The organism is Mesorhizobium sp. RSR380A, from assembly GCF_054719385.1.
The window spans coordinates 503,242-519,216 of sequence record NZ_JBTTIB010000001.1 but is presented as its reverse complement, the minus strand read 5'-3'; the positions used below and the strand labels follow the sequence as shown (position 1 = coordinate 519,216).

The window sequence follows — 15,975 nt, the reverse complement described above, 5'->3', positions numbered from 1 at the left end:
CAGCCAGGCAGGCCAAAACGCCAGGCAGGACAGGTAAGCAGGACATGGACCAGCGCGTAAAACCCGCACCGCATGAAATCCGGCGAGCGCGGGCAGACAATCCGAAAGCGCGCGAGCGCGATCTTGCCGCCGAGCTCGGTATTTCCGAAGCCGAGCTGGTGGCCGCGCATTGCGGCGACGGTGTCGTGCGCGTCGAGCCCAGGGTCAACGATCTTCTGACCGGCCTCGACGCCGTCGGCGAAGTGATGGCGCTGACCCGCAACGAAAGCGCGGTGCACGAGAAGATCGGCGTCTACGACAAGGTTGTCACAGGCGCGCACAATGCCATGGTGCTGGGCGAAAACATCGACCTGCGTATCTTTCCAAAGGTCTGGGCGCATGGCTTTGCCGTGGAAAAGCGCGACGGTGGCGACATCCGCCGCAGCCTGCAATTCTTCGACGCGGCCGGCGATGCGGTGCACAAGGTGCATCTGCGGCCGGCGTCCAATCTCTATGCCTACCAGAAGCTCGTGGCCGCACTCGAATCGCCGAACCAGGAGGCGACCGTGTCTATCGCAGGCCTGGCCGACGACGACGCGGAGACGTCGGGCATTGCCGCAGACATCGATGATCTGCGCGACCGCTGGAGCCGGCTGACCGACGTCCACCAGTTCTTTGGCATGTTGAAAGCGCTGAAGCTCAGCCGCCGCCAGGCCGTGCGCATGGTCGGCCAGGACTATGCCTGGCTGCTCGACAATGACGCCATCGGCGCCATGTTCCACCATGCCGCCGCCGACGGCATGCCGATCATGTGTTTTGTCGGAAACCGAGGCTGCATCCAGATCCATTCCGGCCCGGTCAAGTCGATCAAGCCGATGGGGCCGTGGATCAACGTCATGGACGAGACCTTCCATTTGCATCTGCGCACCGACCACATCCAGGAGGTGTGGGCGGTGCGCAAACCGACCAAGGACGGTCATGTCACCTCGCTCGAAGCCTATGGCGCCGACGGCAAGATGATCATCCAGTTCTTCGGCAAGCGCCGTGAAGGCGAGGGCGAGCGCGACGACTGGCGGTTCCTTGCCGAGAACCTGCCGCGCATTCCAAGCCCGACCGCAGCCTGAGGAAACGACGATGATTTCACTGTTCAGGACGCTTGCCGCGGCCATGGGCCTGTCGCTGTTTATTGCCGCCCCAGTGCCGGCCAGCGAGAACGTGGCCGTGTTGGCCGACACGTCGCGGATCGTGGCGATCGGCGGTTCGATCACCGAGATCGTCTACGCGCTTGGCGAGGAAGGTCATCTCGTCGCCCGCGATTCGACCAGCCGCTACCCCGCCGCCGCGGTCGCGCTGCCCGACGTCGGCTATATGCGCCAGCTGTCGCCGGAAGGCGTGTTGTCGGTCAATCCTTCGGGCATTCTGGCGCTGCATGGCAGTGGGCCGAAGGAAGCGGTCGATGTGCTGAAAAAGTCGAGCGTTCCGTTCATCGACGTGCCCGAGCATTACAGCCATGACGGCATCCTGGAAAAGATCCGCATCGTCGGCAAGGCGCTTGGCGTCGACGCCAAGGCCGAGACGCTGGTGGCTGAGACCGACGCCAAGCTGAAGGCGGCCGAGAAGCAGACGGCGTCGATCAAGCAGCGCAAGCGCATCCTGTTCGTGCTGTCGATCCAGGGCGGCAAGATCCTGGCCGCCGGCACCGACACCGCCGGTGACGGCATCATCAAGCTCGCCGGTGCCGTCAATGCGGTCGAAGGTTTTTCCGGCTACAAGCAGATGTCCGACGAGGCGATCGTCACTGCCAGGCCGGACGTGATCCTGGCCATGAAGAATGCCGGCCCGCCGATTGCGGAGGCCGAGCTGTTCGCCATCCCGTCGATCACCTCGACGCCGGCGGGCGAAGGCCGCAAGCTGACCCTGATGGATGGCAGCTATCTCCTCGGCTTCGGGCCGCGCACGGCCGATGCCATCCACGATCTGGCCGCCTCGCTCTATGGCAGCCAGGTCACGGACTGAGCCGATGGTGGATCAGTCGATCGCCGGCGCGGCGGGCAAGGTGGCCGAGGGCGATCGTTCCGGGCGCGCTCGCCTGGTTATTGTGCTCCTGTGTGTGGCGCTTGCCCTTTCGATGTTCCTGTCGCTGAGGTCGGGCGCTTCCGATGCATCGGCCGTTGGTGTCATTCGTGACTGGCTGACCGGCGCCACGCCGGACGACGCCGCGCTTGGTGCCCGCGACCGGTTGATCGTCTACGATATCCGCATGCCGCGCGTACTGCTCGGTGTGCTCATCGGGGCGGCACTGGCCGTATCGGGTGCGGTCATGCAAGGCCTGTTTCGCAACCCGCTCGCCGATCCCGGCCTGATCGGCGTTTCCGCCGGGTCGAGCCTCGGCGCGGTCGCCGTCATCGTGCTCGGCACGACGTGGCTGGCGCCGCTCACTCTGGCGCTCGGCGGGCTGGCCTTGCCGCTCGCCGCTTTCTGCGGCGGCCTTGCGGTCACGCTGGTGCTCTACCGCGTCGCCACGCGGCAGGGGCGCACATCGGTCGCTACCATGCTGCTTGCCGGCATTGCGCTCGCAGCCCTTGCCATGGCGCTGACCGGTATCCTGATTTTCATGGCCGACGACCGGCAGTTGCGCGACCTGACCTTCTGGCAACTGGGCTCGCTGGGCGGCGCGACCTGGCCGAAGATCGCTTCCGTCGGTCCGATCATCATCCTGGCGCTTGCGGCAATGCCGTTCCTGGCCAAAGGCCTCAACGCCCTGGCGCTCGGCGAGGCGACGGCCGGACATCTCGGCATCCCGGTACAGCGGCTGAAATACACCGCGATCGTCGGCGTCTCGGCAGCGGTCGGCGCCTCTGTCGCAGTCAGCGGAGGCATCGGTTTTGTCGGCATCGTCGTGCCGCATCTGCTGCGGCTGCTGATCGGTCCGGACAATCGCTATCTTTTGCTCGCATCGGCACTGCTCGGCGCCTCGATGCTGCTTCTTGCCGACGCAGTTGCCCGCGTCATCGTGGCGCCGGCCGAATTGCCAATCGGCATCGTCACGGCGATCGCCGGCGCGCCGTTCTTCCTCTGGATCCTGCTGCGCAAGCGCGGCGTAATCGACTTGTGAGGCGGCATGATCGAAGCACGCGATGTCTCGGTGGCGATCGGCGGCAAGCGCATTGTTGCCAATGTCGATTTCGTCGCGCGGCCGGGCGAAATTGCGGCAATCGTCGGACCCAACGGCTCGGGCAAGACGACGTTTTTGAAGGCGTTGTCGGGCGATCTGGCGTTTGCGGGGACAGTGGCCGTCAACGGGCGCGACCTCTCCGCGATGAAGCCGGTGGAGGCCGCGACCGTGCGTGCCGTGCTGCCGCAGGCCGCGACGCTGTCCTTTCCCTTCACCGTGCACGAAGTGGTCAGGCTCGGCCTTATCGGCGGCCGTTCCGGCGTTCTGCCGGGCGAAGATGATCGTCTGCCCGAGCGGGCGCTGGTGCGGGTCGACCTCGACGGCTTTGCCGGCCGCTTCTATCAGGAGCTTTCGGGCGGCGAACAACAGCGTGTGCAACTGGCGCGCGTGCTGTGCCAGGTCTGGGCGCCGGTGCTCGACGGCAAGCCGCGCTATCTCTATCTCGACGAGCCGGTCTCCAGCCTCGATATCAAGCACCAGCTGATCATCATGAACATCGCCCGCGATTTCGCCCGGCGCGGCGGCGGTGTGATCGCCATCCTGCACGACCTCAATCTGACGGCCATGTATGCCGACCGGATTTTCGTGATGCATCGCGGCCGGCTCGCCGCCGACGGTTCACCGCAGGAGGTGCTGAGCGACGATCTGATCGAAAAGGTGTTCGATTGTCGGCTAAGGGTCGGTGTGTTGCCGGCGGCGAACATGCCGTTTGTCTTGCCGCAGTCAGCCGCCTAAAGCGCGTCGCGTTTGAACGGACTCAGGCGACGCGCTTTAGGTCTTTGTCTTTATGCATGTCGTTGTCTCAAAACCGGGGCCACTTTTGAGCGACATGCACTAGAAAACTCAGGCGGCCGGTGCTCGCTGGACCAGCATGTCGATGCCGAGCAAATGACGCACATTCGGGCGCGCCGCCACCATATCGGCGATCGTGTAGCGGGAAAGCACGGCAAAGAAGGCGTTGAGCGCCTCGCGCAGCGCCGAATTCAGCTGGCAGCTGTCGACCAGCGGGCATTCGGCGGCGTCGTTTTCGAAGCACTCGGCCATGGCGAAGCTCTCTTCGGTCACCCGTACGACGTCGAACAGGCTGATCTGCTCGGCGGGGCGGCCGATCCTCACGCCGCCATTCCTGCCGCGCACCGTCTCGACCAGGCCATGCTCGACCAGCGGCTGCAGGATCTTGAACAGGAAAAGCTCCGACACCGAGTAGGCGGCCGCAATCTCGGGGATGCGGCTCAGGCGATCGTTGTTGGCGGCGCAATACATCAGGATGCGCATGGCGTAGTTGGTCTGGCGCGTCAGCCGCATTTCATTCCTCACCGAGTGCTGGCGCGCTGGAACTGCACCAGATTTTAGATTGTGCTGGTGCGGCTTTCTCACCCGGAGTTTCGGATTCGCCCACACTGGCCTGATCGGAATATGGCCTATACCTTGGAACAATTCCAGACTGGGATTGCATGATAGATGAACATTCTTGTCAACTTTGCGTGCGAAACCGGCAATTCCCGGACGAAATCGGCCCATCCGATCATGCTACGGGCCCAAACACCCCCTAAATAGCCCATGCCAGATAGCCAAGAGATCGATGAGGAGCGGCGTATCATGTCCCAATCGGCTTCGTCCCTGGCGCCTGGCGGTTTTGATGCCGAGACGGGCGCCAAGCTTTTCGCGTTGCGGCGGACAAAGTTCCTCGCCACGGCTGCGCTGGTGCTTTGCGTCGTGGTTTTTGCCGTGGCCAAATCGTTCGAGGCCAAGTATCCGTGGCTGGGCTTCGTGGCGGCCTTCGCCGAGGCGGCGACCATTGGCGGCCTGGCCGACTGGTACGCGGTGGTGGCGCTGTTCAAGCGGCCGCTGGGCCTGCCGATCCCGCACACCGCCATCATCCCAGCGAACCAGAACCGCATCGCCGATAATCTGGGCCGCTTCATCGAGGTCAATTTTCTGGCGCCGGAGCCGGTGCGGGAAAAGCTGGCCGAGGTCGATTTTGCAGCACTGGTCGCCGACTGGCTGACTGACGCCGAACGCTCTGCCGGCCTGTCGCGCTTCGTCGTACGGCTGGTCCCGCAGACGCTTGCGGCGATCGAGCAATCCGGCCTGCGCGGCTTCGTCACCAGCCGCATGCTGGAGCAGATCGACAAGGTGCCGCTGGCGCCGCTCGCGGCCGAATTGCTGTCGGCACTGACCGACGACCGCCGCCACCAGAAACTCTTCGACGAATTCACCAGGGTGATCGGCCGGTTCCTGAACGATGAAGAGGCGCTGGCGACCATGCGCGAGAAAATCCGCGAGGAATTGCCGTCGCTGTTCAACCTGTTCAGAGCCGACGCCTATCTGCTGAAGAAGATAGTCGCTTCCGCCGGTTCGCTGCTTGACGAGGTGCGCGCCGACCCCGACCATCCGATGCGCGCCGAATTCGACCGTTTCGCGCACAGCTTCATCGAGCGGCTCAGAACCTCGAAGCAATACGCCAAACGGGCCGAGAAGCTGAAACGCGATTTCCTGGCGCGGCCGGAAGTGAAGTCGCTCGCCGGCGACATGTGGCAGAGCCTCAGCCTGTTCATCGAACAGGACGCCAAGGCGGAGAATTCGATTGTTCGCGCGCATCTCGCCAACATGTTCGTCGAGGTCGGCCGCCATCTCTCGGGCGATCCGCAGATCAGGGCCGACATGAACCAGGGCTTTGTCGTGGCGCTGTCGTCATTCGTCGAGAGCCAGAAGAGCGGTGTGTCGACGTTCATCGCCGATCAGGTCAAGCGCTGGGACCTTGCCCAGCTGACGAGGCTGATCGAGATGAACATCGGCAGGGACCTGCAATATATCCGCTTCAATGGCATGATTATTGGCGGCCTGGCCGGTCTCGTGCTCTACACGGCGGAGAGGCTGTTTCTCGCTGGCTGATGCTGCATTTGCCGCTGAATTGCTTGGGCGTCCGAATGGACACACGGCGCGCGAGTGCTATTGTCCAGAACAGGGTTCAGCATTTGCGACACTGGGGAGCACGAGCAATGGCCAAACAACCCGACTCCGATTCGTTCCTTGACATGTTCAGCCGGTTCGGCCGTGACCTGAAGGTGCCGAATGTCGAGGCGATCCTCGCGCATCATCGCAAGAACCTCGAGGCCCTGGAAAGATCGGCGCGGGCGGGAGCTGCCGGCGCGACCTCATTGTTGTCCAGACAGCGCGAGATGCTGCAGGACACGCTGCGTGAAGTCAGCGACATGGCGCAGAGCTACAAGGCGCCGGGCAATCCCCAGGAACTGATGACAAAACAGGCGGAGTTCGCCAGGAAATCCTTCGAAGCCGCCCTGAAAAATGCCGGCGAAGTGGCCGAGCTGGTCAAGAAATCCGGCACCGAATCGATCGAAATCCTGCGCAGCCGCATCAAGGAAGCGATGGAGGAAATCCGCTCGGGCTATGACAAGAAGTGACTCTCAACGCAACCATGAGAGGAGTGGGCCGGTTGCGGCGCATGAGCATGGACGAGGGACGCTGTTTGGCGGAAAATGACGGAACGGAATCGCAACGGGCGAATTGACAGGAGCCGTCCGTTCGTGGTCCGAGGCACTGGGAGCCACCGGGAAAGCAGGAATGACGGAACTACGGCCGAAAACGCCGCCGACCTTCGAGCAGTTAAGGGCGATGGCCGGGCAGGAGCTCGGCGTGTCGGAATGGACGACCGTCGACCAGAACCGCATCAACCAGTTTGCCGAATGCACAGGCGACCATCAGTGGATCCACGTCGATCCGGAGCGGGCGAAGCGGCAGAGCCCATTTCGCACCACGATCGCGCATGGCTATCTGACGCTGTCGATCATCGGCGCGCTGGCGCTGGGTATGGGCATCGTACCCGAAAACACGCAAGCCGCCTTCAATTACGGCTTCGACAAGGTGCGGTTCTTGGCGCCTGTCAGGGTCGGCGCACGCATCCGGCTGCGCACGACGCTGTTGTCGGTGGAGGACAAGGGGCCGGGCCAGTATCTGATGAAGGCCGCCAATACGGTCGAGATCGAGGGCGAACAGAGGCCGGCGCTGACCGCCGAAACGCTGGTCATGCTTTATGAGCGGCGCAAGCGGGCGGGAGCGTAAGCTCCCTATCTTCGGTCATGATGGTTGTTGCCGCACCGACAGCCTGCCGCCGGCGCGGGTCGAGAGCAGTGCCAGCAACAGCGCAGCCACCGCCAGGACCGTTGCCGTCTGAAAGGTAACCTGCATGCCGTGCGCGGCTGCCGCTGAGGTCAGCATGTCCTGGCTTTGCCGTTCTCCCGTCGAGGCAGCCGCAAAAATGGCGCCCATAAGCGATGCGCCGGTGATCAGGCCGAGATTGCGCGACAGATTGAGCAGGCCGGACACCACGCCGCGCTCGCCGGCAGCGACACCGCTCATGACGGCGGCATTGTTGGATGTCTGGAACAGGGCGTACCCGAAGCAGGTGACGGCGATCGGCACGATATAGCTGGCAATGCCGAGTTTTGTTGCGGCGAGCGACAACAATGAGGTTCCGACGGCAAGACTGAACAGTCCGACGACCATCATCCTGTGCGCGCCGGAAGCGATCGGTGAGGCGGCCGGCGCCGAGCGCCGAGAGCGCGGAGACCAGCGGACCTGTCGACAGGACCACGCCGACCATCGCAGCATTGAGCCCCAGCCCTCGCGACAAATAGAACGGAGCGACCACCAGGGCCGCCATCATCACGGTGGCGACAACGAGGTTCGTGGCGAGGCTGGCGCTGAGCCGGATGTCGTACAACCGGGCAAGCCGGATCAAGGGACTTTTCGCCTTCGTCTGCGCAACGCCGAACAGAACGACGCCGATGCCGGCGGCCACCAGGAGGCCGATGTTGAGGGCGCCGAAATGGCCGCGGCCGAGCGTCATGGCCAATGCATAGGCGGCGAGCGTCAGGGCCAGCAAGACCGTTCCGATCGCGTCGAACCCGCCTTGAACGCCTTGTGCAGCCTTGCCACGGGCGGGCAGGGCCAGCGAGGCGAGGGCAAAGGTCAGGAGGCCGAGCGGGACATTGACGAGGAAGATCGCCCGCCAGCCAAAGCCGGCAATCAGAAAGCCGCCGAGCGAGGGGCCGAGCGTGGTGCCGATTGCCGACATGGCGCCGAGCAGCCCCATGGCGCTGCCGGTCCGTTCCTTGGCTACAGTCTCCGCGACAAAGGCCAGCGTCAGCGCCATCATCAGCGCGGCACCCAGCCCTTGCACGGCGCGCGCCGCGACCAGCAGCCAGAGCGTGGGCGCCAGGCCGCAGAGCACCGAGGCCAGTGTGAACAGCGCGATGCCGCCGAGCAGCAACGGCCGGCGGCCGACCATATCGGCCAGTCGGCCGGCGCTGACGATCAGGGCGGTAATGGCCAGCAGATAGGCGAGAACCACCCATTGCACCGACTGGAACGACGCGCCGAAGGCCTGCATCAGCGACGGCAGGCCGACGCTGGCAATGCTGGTTCCAAGCGACGACAGCAGCGTGGCGAGCGACAGGCTGGCCAATGCCAAGACAGGAGAGTGGGCCAGGCCTGCGGACCGGGTTTTCTGCGGCGCCGATGCGCACTCGTTCTGCTCGGCAGTTGCCATGGCGATTTCCTCCTTGTCAGTCCCGCAACCGAGATCTAGTCGTCGGGGTGTCATGGCGGAAGGCGCAGCATTTGCATCTTATTCGTGCGCCAAACGCCATGGCATGTGCTACAATCCGCCGATGGCATCGCCCGATCTCAATCTGCTGTTCGCGCTCGACGTTTTGCTCGCCGAAGGCAGCGTGGCGCGCGCCGCCAGCCGGCTACGGCTCAGCCCGTCGGCGATGAGCCGCACCCTGGCGCGACTGCGCGAAGCGACCGGCGACCCGCTGCTGGTTCGGGCCGGTCGAGGCCTTGTGCCGACGCCGCGCGCGGAGGCATTGCGGCAGCAGGCCGGCCGTGTTGTCCAGGAAGCGGAAATGCTGCTGCGCCCTGCCAGGCCTCTCGATCTCGCGAAGCTGGAACAGATCTTCACGCTGCGCAGCAATGAGGGGTTCGTCGAGGAGTTCGGGCCGGGTCTTGTCGCCCGCATACAGGCCGAGGCGCCGGGCGTGCGGCTGCGCTTTGCGCCGAAAGCCGACAAGGACGTCGCCTCATTGCGCGACGCCGACATTGACCTCGAAATCGGCGTTACCGGCGAGGCCGGACCTGAAGTGCTGATACAGGCGCTGTTTCGCGACCGCTTCGTCGGTGCTGTGCGAGCCGGCCACCCTTTGAGTGAAGGCGCGGTAACGCCTGAACGCTACGCGGCCGGCCGCCACATCAGCGTTTCACGGCGGGGTCGGGAAAGAGGGCCGATCGATCAGACTTTGGCGCAGCTCGGCCTGCAGCGAACCGTGGCGTGCATGGTCTCCGGCTTTTCGGCTGCACTCGCCATGGCGCGCGCTTCGGACCTTATTGCCAGCGTGCCCGAACGGCACACGCAAGGCGCACGCGCCGGCATGGTCAGCTTTCCGCTGCCGGTCGCCACTGTGGAGGTCACCATCTCGATGCTCTGGCATCCACGGCTCGATGCCGATCCGGCGCAACGCTGGCTGCGAGATTGCGTTCGGGAGGTCTGCGCGGCCTCCCGCTGAGCGCTCAGCGCGCCATTGCCGCCTTGAGCACCCTGAAAATCCGCTCGTCCTGGCACTGGGCAACGTTGAAGCGCAGGAAGCGGCTGGCGGTTCCCGACAGACTGAATGCGTTGCCGGGCGCCAGCACGATGTTGTCGGCCAGCGCGCGGCGGGCGATTTCGGCCGCATCCACGCCATCGGGCAGGCTGCACCACAGGAACAAGCCGGCCGGTTGGTCGATCCAGGGCGTGATGCCGATCGCCTTCAGGCGCACGCCCGTCTCGCCCATGGCGCGGGAAAGCCGCGCGCGCAGCAATTCCATGTGCTTGCGGTAGCTGCCGTCCCTAAGCAGCGTCAGCACCAGTTCGGCCGCCAGCCGGCCGCCGCCGAAGGTGGTGGCAATCTTGAGGTCGGTGAGTTGCTCGATCCAGTCGCGCGGTGCCGCGATGAAGCCGCAGCGAACCGATGCCGATAGCGTCTTGGAGAAGCTGCCGATATGGACGACGCGGTTGAGGCCGTCGAACGCCGCCAGCCGGGGCGCGGGACTGTGCTCGAAATCGGCGAAGATGTCGTCCTCGACGATGGTCAGGTCCGACTGGTCGGCGAGCTTCAGCAGCCGGTGCGCGGTGACCGGCGACAGGATCGCGCCGGTCGGGTTGTGGATGGCGGAATTGGTGATGTAGAGGCGCGGCTTGTGCTCGGCCAGTGCCTGGGCGAACAGCTCGATATCAGGCCCGGATGGCGTGTAGGGCACGCTGACGACCTTGGCGCGGTGGGCGCGCAGCAGCGCGTGGAAATTGAAATAGCAGGGGTCGTCGACCAGCACGGTATCGCCGGGTTCGATCAGGAAGCGGCACAGAAGATCGATGGCCTGCGTGCCCGATTCGGTCAGCATGATCTGTTCGGGCGAGACCTCGATGCCGTGGCCGGCCATGCGCCGCGCGAGCAATTGCCTGAGCGGCGGCAGGCCGAGCGGCGTGCCGTAATCGGCTAGGTCGACATCGTCTGCGCGCGCCACGGTGCGCAGCGCCCGGCGCAAGGCCGCCTGCGGCATCCATGAGGCCGGCATCCAGCCGCAGCCGGGTTTCAGCATGTCGTCGCCGGCTTCCAGCGACTGGCGCGAAACCCAAAGCGGATCGACAGCGCGGTCGAGCCGCGGGCCGATCTCGGCCAGCGACAGTGGCGCCAGCGATCCGGCGGCATAGAAACCCGAGCCCGGCCGTGAGCGTATCGCGCCTTCGGCAGCGAGCCGCTCATAGGCTTCGACCACGGTCGACTTGGACACCTGCATGGCTTTGGCGAAGGCGCGGATCGAAGGCAGCCGCGCGCCCGGCGTCAGGCTGCGCGCGGCAATCCGCTGGCGGATGGTCGCCATGACAGTTTCGACCAGAGTGGTCGGGGCAACAGTGCGTGCGGTGTCGACTTCCAAAACGAGACCAGTCATCTGTATTGCTCAATCAGCCATTACAGCTTTGCGGAATTGTACTGCATTGTCTCTGGCTGCACCATAGGCACTTGCCCGATAGAGGGCGAAAGCAATGGAGCCTGGAATGGACAAGACCGCGAGCGGCTGGCTGAACGGATTCGTCGGCGTGCTGATCTTCTCAGGCTCGCTGCCGGCAACGCGGGTGGCCGTGGCCGATTTCGATCCGATATTCCTGACCTCGGCCCGCGCCGCGATTGCCGGACTGCTCGGTCTCGCCATGCTGATGCTTTTTCGGCAGAAGCGCCCGGAGCGCAGCGATTTTCTGTCGCTGGTCATCGTGGCGCTTGGCGTGGTTGTCGGCTTTCCCTTGCTGACAGCGCTGGCGCTTAAGCACGTCACCTCCGCCCACTCCATCATCTTCGTCGGCCTGCTGCCGCTGGCCACCGCGATCTTCGGCGTGCTGCGCGGTGGCGAGCGTCCGCGCCCGGCCTTCTGGCTGTTCTCCTGCATCGGCAGCGCGCTTGTCGGCGGTTTTGCCTTCTCCCAAGGCGTAACAGCATCACCGATCGGCGACGGCTTGATGCTGGCTGCCATCATCGTCTGCGGGCTGGGCTATGCCGAGGGGGCGGCATTGTCGCGCAGGCTGGGCGGCTGGCAGGTGATCTGCTGGGCGCTGGCGATCTCGCTGCCGATCATGCTGGTGCTGACCTTTGCGACGCTGCCGTCGTCCTTCGCCGGCGTCGGCTCCGGCGCCTGGGCGGGTCTCGCCTATGTCTCGCTGTTCAGCATGCTGATCGGCTTCGTGTTCTGGTACCGCGGCCTCGCCCAAGGCGGCATCGCTGCCGTCGGGCAGTTGCAGCTACTGCAGCCCTTTTTCGGCCTGGCGCTGGCAGCGACGCTTCTGCACGAGCAGGTCAGCCCGCTGATGGTGGTTGTCACGCTGGGTGTGGTCGCCTGCGTGGTCGGGGCAAAGAGGTTTGCGCGGTAGGATTGGCTGATTCGGCCGCGGTCTCATTAATGTGAAATGACAGAACTTGGTGGAAGCAGTCACTCCGCGATCAGGTTGGGCCACGAGTCGGAAAGCGGAGCGGGGTTGCCGGATCAAGGCCAACCTCGAAAACCCGAAGCGGTACAACTGTATCGTGTGGATGAACGCGGCCGGGCCAATTTCCCCATACCACCTCAGCCATAAACCTGCGGCCGCGACATTCGACCTCAATCAAGTCACCAACCACCGGAGCCGTTCCAGCAAATCGGTTTTCGTCTGCGCGAAGCTCACGTTCCGTGACTACTTCGCCATCCTTTAGTGCAATACGCTTTACCCAATAGGCCATAGCGACAGTATAGTCCTGTGTGTGGCTGGTCCAGCCAGGTTCAATCCGATGATCGCTTGGGGTCGATTCTGACGGACTAGCGCAACCTTGTCGAGCGATTCTACTGGCGTCTTGGTTGCATGGACTGTTCTGCAATTTCTATCGAATCGCTGTCAGAATTTCGTCACAACCCCGATGCCAATCCCCTCGAACCCGCCCATCGCCATCAGGGCGGCTGGCGCCTCGTCGAGGCTGATCTTTCTGCCGACCAGCAGATCGGGCTTCAGCTTGCCGGTGCGGATCATTTCCATCATTGCGGGGTAGCGATGGGCCTGCATGCCGTGGCTGCCGAGGATTTCGAGCTCGAAGGCAATCACCTTGTCCATCGGCACCTGTGGCCGGGCATGCTCGCCCAGCATCAGGCCAACCTGCACATGGCGGCCACGCCGGCGCAGATTGGAAATCGAGTTGAACGACGTCGTGGGGTGGCCGAGCGCGTCCATCGACATGTGTGCGCCGCCATTGGTGATCTGCTTGACCGCCTTGACGACATTCGGCGTGTTCGAGGCATTGATGGTCGCCACGGCGCCGATCTTTTTGGCGAACTCCAGCTTCTCGTCGGTAAGGTCGATGGCAATGACATTGGCGCCCATGGAACTGGCGATCATGATCGCCGACAGGCCGACGCCGCCGCAGCCATGCACCGCCACCCATTCGCCCGGCGTCACCCGGCCCTGGTCGACAATGGCGCGAAACGAGGTGACGAAGCGGCAGCCGAGGCTGGCGGCGGTGGCGAATTCCATCTCCTCGGGCAGCCGCACGAGGTTGGTGTCGGCATGTTCGATGGCGACATATTCGGCAAACGAGCCCCAGGCGGTGAAGCCTGGCTGCGTTTGATGCTCGCAGACCTGGTGGTTGCCGGAGGTGCATTCGAAACAGCGGCCGCAGCCGACGCAGAACGGCACGGTGACGCGTTCGCCGGCCTTCCAGCGGGTTACCCGCTTGCCGACGGCTACGACAATGCCGGCCAGTTCGTGACCGGGAACATGCGGCAGGGTGATGCCGTCATCATGGCCCATCCAGCCATGCCAGTCGCTGCGGCACAGCCCCGTCGCCTCGACCTTGATGACGACGCCATCGGCGGCCGGCTTCGGATCCGGCACGGTCTGGATCGTCGGCGCTTGGCCGAATTTCTCGAAGACGACGGCTTTCATCGGGTGGTCCTCATGCTCTGCGCCAGTGCGCTTCTATTCCGCATCTATCTGATTCTCCGGTGCTGCCTTCTGAAAGGCCGGCAGCGCCATGCAGGCGGCGTGGATGCGCGAGATCTCGGGGTAGGGTGTCAGGTCGACGCCGAAGCGGGCGTTGCTGGCGATCTGGGCGACCAGGCAGATGTCGGCGAGACCCGGTGCGTCGCCATGGCAAAATGTGCCGGTCTCATCCGATGAAGCCAGAATCTTTTCAAGCGGCTGGAACCCTTCGTTCACCCAGTGGCGAAACCAGTGGATGACATCCTGGTCGCCGGCGCCGAACAAAGTGCGCAGCGAGGTCAGCACCCGCAGATTGTTCACCGGGTGGATGTCGCAGGCGATCATCTGCGCCAGCATTCGCACACGCGCCCGGCCGAGCGCGTCCTTCGGCAACAGCGGCGGTTCGGGATGGGTCTCGTCGAGATATTCGATGATCGCCAGCGACTGCGTCAACAGCGTGCCGTCGCCCAGGATCAGCGCCGGTACCAGCGCTTGCGGATTGACCGCGCGGTAAGCCGGCTCCAGATGGTCGCCATGACGCAGATGATGCGGCACGTAATCGTAGCTTAGCCCCTTCATCTCGAGCGCGATGCGCACGCGGTAGGAGGTGGAGGAGCGGTAGTAGTTGTGGAGGACGAGGTCGCTCATCGGGTCACGGCTTGTCGGTGGAATCTTGGCCGACGGTGATCTCGATGGTGCCGATGCCGTCGACGCCGCCGGTCATCGTCTGTCCCGACGCGACCGCGCCGACGCCCGCCGGCGTGCCGGTGAAGATCAGGTCGCCCGGTTGTAGTACAACCGCACTGCTGCAGATCGAAACGATATCGGCGATCGGCCAGATCAGTTCGGCGAGGTCGCCCTCCTGCTTCACCGCGCCGTCGACGGCGAGCCAAATGCGGCCCTTTTGCGGATGGCCGGATTTGGCGGCCGGCACCAGCGGACCGCAGGGTGCCGAGCGGTCGAAGGCCTTGGACCAATCCCAGGGCCGCGCTGCTTTCTTGGCTTCGTCCTGCAGGTCGCGGCGGGTGAGGTCGATGCCGACGCCGTAGCCCCAGACATGCTCGAGGGCTTCAGCGCGGGGGATGCGGAAGCCGGCCTTGCCGATCGCCGCCACCAGCTCGATCTCATGGTGCAGGTTTTTGGTCAAAGGCGGGTAGGGGACCGTGGTGCCGCTATCGACCACCGCATCGGCCGGCTTGGTGAAGAAGAAGGGCGGGTCGCGTTCGTCATTGCCGAGTTCGCGGGCGTGCGCGGCGTAGTTGCGGCCGACGCAGAAGATGCGGCGCACCGCAAAGCGCTCGGCAGAGCCTTCTATGGCGACCGATGGTGTTGCGGGCAAGGGAAGGACGAAGTCTGTCATGCGGGGTCTCTGCCTGGGTTGTTGCCGGCACATTCGACCGATTTGGACGGCCGGGCAAGGCGTCAGCGCCAGCAAAAGCATCGGCTGCGCCTTGATTGTCGGATAAAGTCGGCTTCGCCTCCGGGGGTTAAGATGGCGATAGACTATTTGCCAATAAGCTGGCCATACCAGCGGGAGTATCGTGCCCACGGAGAACTGAAACGAACACCATGACCGCAATCAACGATCGCGCCCGGTTTCTGATCATCGACGACCATCCGCTGTTTCGCGAGGCGCTGCACAGCGCCGTGCAGATGGCCTATCCGGAAGTCGACACGGTGGAGGCGCGCTCGATCGCCGAGGCACTCGATCTTCTGGGTGGGATAAAACCGTTCGATCTGGCGCTGCTCGATCTCAACATGCCCGATGTCCATGGTTTCGACGGGCTGCTGCAGCTCAGGACCCGCCATCCGCGGCTGCCGGTGGTCGTCGTGTCGGGTTATGAGGAGCCGAAGATCATCTCCGAGGCGCTGTCCTATGGCGCGGCCGGCTTTATCCCGAAATCGGCGCGCAAGAGCGATCTCGCCGCCGCCATCCGTTCGGTGATGGAGGGCGCGATCTATGTGCCGGAAAACTACGAAGGCCAGCCGCCGGACGCCGACAGCACCGACCGCGCCGACATGGTGCAGCGGCTGGCGAAACTGACGCCGCAGCAGTTGCGCGTGCTGCAGATGCTGCGCCAGGGCCTGCTCAACAAGCAGATCGCCTATGAGCTGCAGGTCGGCGAGACCACGGTCAAGGCGCATGTCTCGGAGATCCTGCGCAAGCTCAACGTCTACAGCCGCACGCAAGCGGTGATCGAGGTGTCGAAGCTGGACAATGCGGAGCTGTTTCGGGATCAGGCGGGGTTTTGAGGGGCGCCTAGAA

General features: G+C 64.3%; 15 protein-coding genes and 1 pseudogene. 10 read left to right on the top strand and 6 right to left on the bottom strand.

What is annotated here, in order from left to right; all coding sequences use genetic code 11:
- Positions 1-44 precede the first annotated feature (44 nt).
- Genes ACYG9Z_RS02620 through ACYG9Z_RS02605 form a run of 4 tightly spaced genes read left to right on the top strand, consistent with a single transcriptional unit; the run spans position 45 to position 3,889 of the window.
- Positions 45-1,103, top strand: coding sequence for a hemin-degrading factor (locus ACYG9Z_RS02620; RefSeq protein WP_023681730.1), 1,059 nt, complete (start codon positions 45-47; stop codon positions 1,101-1,103).
- 10 nt (positions 1,104-1,113) lie between these two features.
- On the top strand, positions 1,114-1,995 hold the full coding sequence (locus ACYG9Z_RS02615) for a heme/hemin ABC transporter substrate-binding protein (protein ID WP_031194752.1): 882 nt from the start codon (positions 1,114-1,116) through the stop codon (positions 1,993-1,995).
- Positions 1,996-1,999: 4 nt separating this feature from the next.
- Positions 2,000-3,094 carry a FecCD family ABC transporter permease gene (locus tag ACYG9Z_RS02610; RefSeq protein ID WP_286461669.1) on the top strand — a complete coding sequence of 365 codons (1,095 nt, stop codon included), beginning with the start codon at positions 2,000-2,002 and terminating at the stop codon, positions 3,092-3,094.
- A gap of 6 nt (positions 3,095-3,100) precedes the next feature.
- The gene (locus tag ACYG9Z_RS02605; RefSeq protein WP_023725641.1) at positions 3,101-3,889 is read left to right on the top strand and encodes a heme ABC transporter ATP-binding protein; all 789 of its coding nucleotides are present in this window, start codon (positions 3,101-3,103) and stop codon (positions 3,887-3,889) included.
- A 108-nt stretch (positions 3,890-3,997) separates the two neighbouring features.
- Here ACYG9Z_RS02605 and rirA read toward each other — a convergent pair whose 3' ends face one another.
- Positions 3,998-4,459, bottom strand: a complete 462-nt coding sequence (gene rirA, locus ACYG9Z_RS02600) for an iron-responsive transcriptional regulator RirA (RefSeq protein WP_023672640.1) — start codon at positions 4,457-4,459, stop codon at positions 3,998-4,000.
- Positions 4,460-4,753: 294 nt separating this feature from the next.
- Here rirA and ACYG9Z_RS02595 point away from each other — a divergent pair, with 294 nt between their 5' ends.
- The 3 genes from ACYG9Z_RS02595 to ACYG9Z_RS02585 all read left to right on the top strand — a co-directional run bounded on the left by ACYG9Z_RS02595 (position 4,754) and on the right by ACYG9Z_RS02585 (position 7,237).
- Positions 4,754-6,049 carry a DUF445 domain-containing protein gene (locus ACYG9Z_RS02595; protein ID WP_023714385.1) on the top strand — a complete coding sequence of 432 codons (1,296 nt, stop codon included), beginning with the start codon at positions 4,754-4,756 and terminating at the stop codon, positions 6,047-6,049.
- A gap of 107 nt (positions 6,050-6,156) precedes the next feature.
- A complete protein-coding gene (locus ACYG9Z_RS02590) occupies positions 6,157-6,579 on the top strand; it encodes a phasin family protein (RefSeq protein WP_023672638.1) in 423 nt (140 codons plus the stop codon).
- 160 nt (positions 6,580-6,739) lie between these two features.
- Positions 6,740-7,237, top strand: coding sequence for a MaoC family dehydratase (locus ACYG9Z_RS02585; RefSeq protein ID WP_023681725.1), 498 nt, complete (start codon positions 6,740-6,742; stop codon positions 7,235-7,237).
- Between the two features lie 15 nt (positions 7,238-7,252).
- Here ACYG9Z_RS02585 and ACYG9Z_RS02580 read toward each other — a convergent pair.
- Positions 7,253-8,726: pseudogene (locus ACYG9Z_RS02580) on the bottom strand (MFS transporter).
- A 121-nt stretch (positions 8,727-8,847) separates the two neighbouring features.
- Here ACYG9Z_RS02580 and ACYG9Z_RS02575 point away from each other — a divergent pair.
- On the top strand, positions 8,848-9,741 hold the full coding sequence (locus tag ACYG9Z_RS02575; RefSeq protein ID WP_023751582.1) for a LysR family transcriptional regulator: 894 nt from the start codon (positions 8,848-8,850) through the stop codon (positions 9,739-9,741).
- Between the two features lie 4 nt (positions 9,742-9,745).
- On the opposite strand, the gene ACYG9Z_RS02570 is transcribed toward ACYG9Z_RS02575, so the two are convergent.
- Complete coding sequence (locus tag ACYG9Z_RS02570) at positions 9,746-11,164, bottom strand: aminotransferase-like domain-containing protein (RefSeq protein WP_023750179.1); 1,419 nt, start codon at positions 11,162-11,164, stop codon at positions 9,746-9,748.
- 106 nt (positions 11,165-11,270) lie between these two features.
- Here ACYG9Z_RS02570 and ACYG9Z_RS02565 point away from each other — a divergent pair, with 106 nt between their 5' ends.
- Positions 11,271-12,134: a DMT family transporter gene (locus ACYG9Z_RS02565; protein ID WP_023751580.1), complete on the top strand. Its 864-nt coding sequence runs from the start codon at positions 11,271-11,273 to the stop codon at positions 12,132-12,134.
- Positions 12,135-12,632: 498 nt separating this feature from the next.
- Here ACYG9Z_RS02565 and ACYG9Z_RS02560 read toward each other — a convergent pair whose 3' ends face one another.
- Genes ACYG9Z_RS02560 through ACYG9Z_RS02550 form a run of 3 tightly spaced genes read right to left on the bottom strand, consistent with a single transcriptional unit; the run spans position 12,633 to position 15,069 of the window.
- Complete coding sequence (locus ACYG9Z_RS02560; protein WP_023751579.1) at positions 12,633-13,673, bottom strand: zinc-dependent alcohol dehydrogenase family protein; 1,041 nt, start codon at positions 13,671-13,673, stop codon at positions 12,633-12,635.
- A 33-nt stretch (positions 13,674-13,706) separates the two neighbouring features.
- Entirely contained in the window at positions 13,707-14,357 is a 651-nt protein-coding gene (gene maiA / locus ACYG9Z_RS02555; RefSeq protein WP_352499600.1) for a maleylacetoacetate isomerase, read from the bottom strand.
- Positions 14,358-14,361: 4 nt separating this feature from the next.
- Positions 14,362-15,069, bottom strand: a complete 708-nt coding sequence (locus ACYG9Z_RS02550; RefSeq protein ID WP_023751577.1) for a fumarylacetoacetate hydrolase family protein — start codon at positions 15,067-15,069, stop codon at positions 14,362-14,364.
- A 209-nt stretch (positions 15,070-15,278) separates the two neighbouring features.
- On the opposite strand from ACYG9Z_RS02550, the gene ACYG9Z_RS02545 reads away from it, so the two are divergent.
- Positions 15,279-15,962 (top strand): response regulator, encoded by a 684-nt coding sequence (locus ACYG9Z_RS02545; RefSeq protein ID WP_023681717.1) that lies wholly within the window; start codon positions 15,279-15,281, stop codon positions 15,960-15,962.
- The last annotated feature ends 13 nt before the right edge of the window (positions 15,963-15,975 follow it).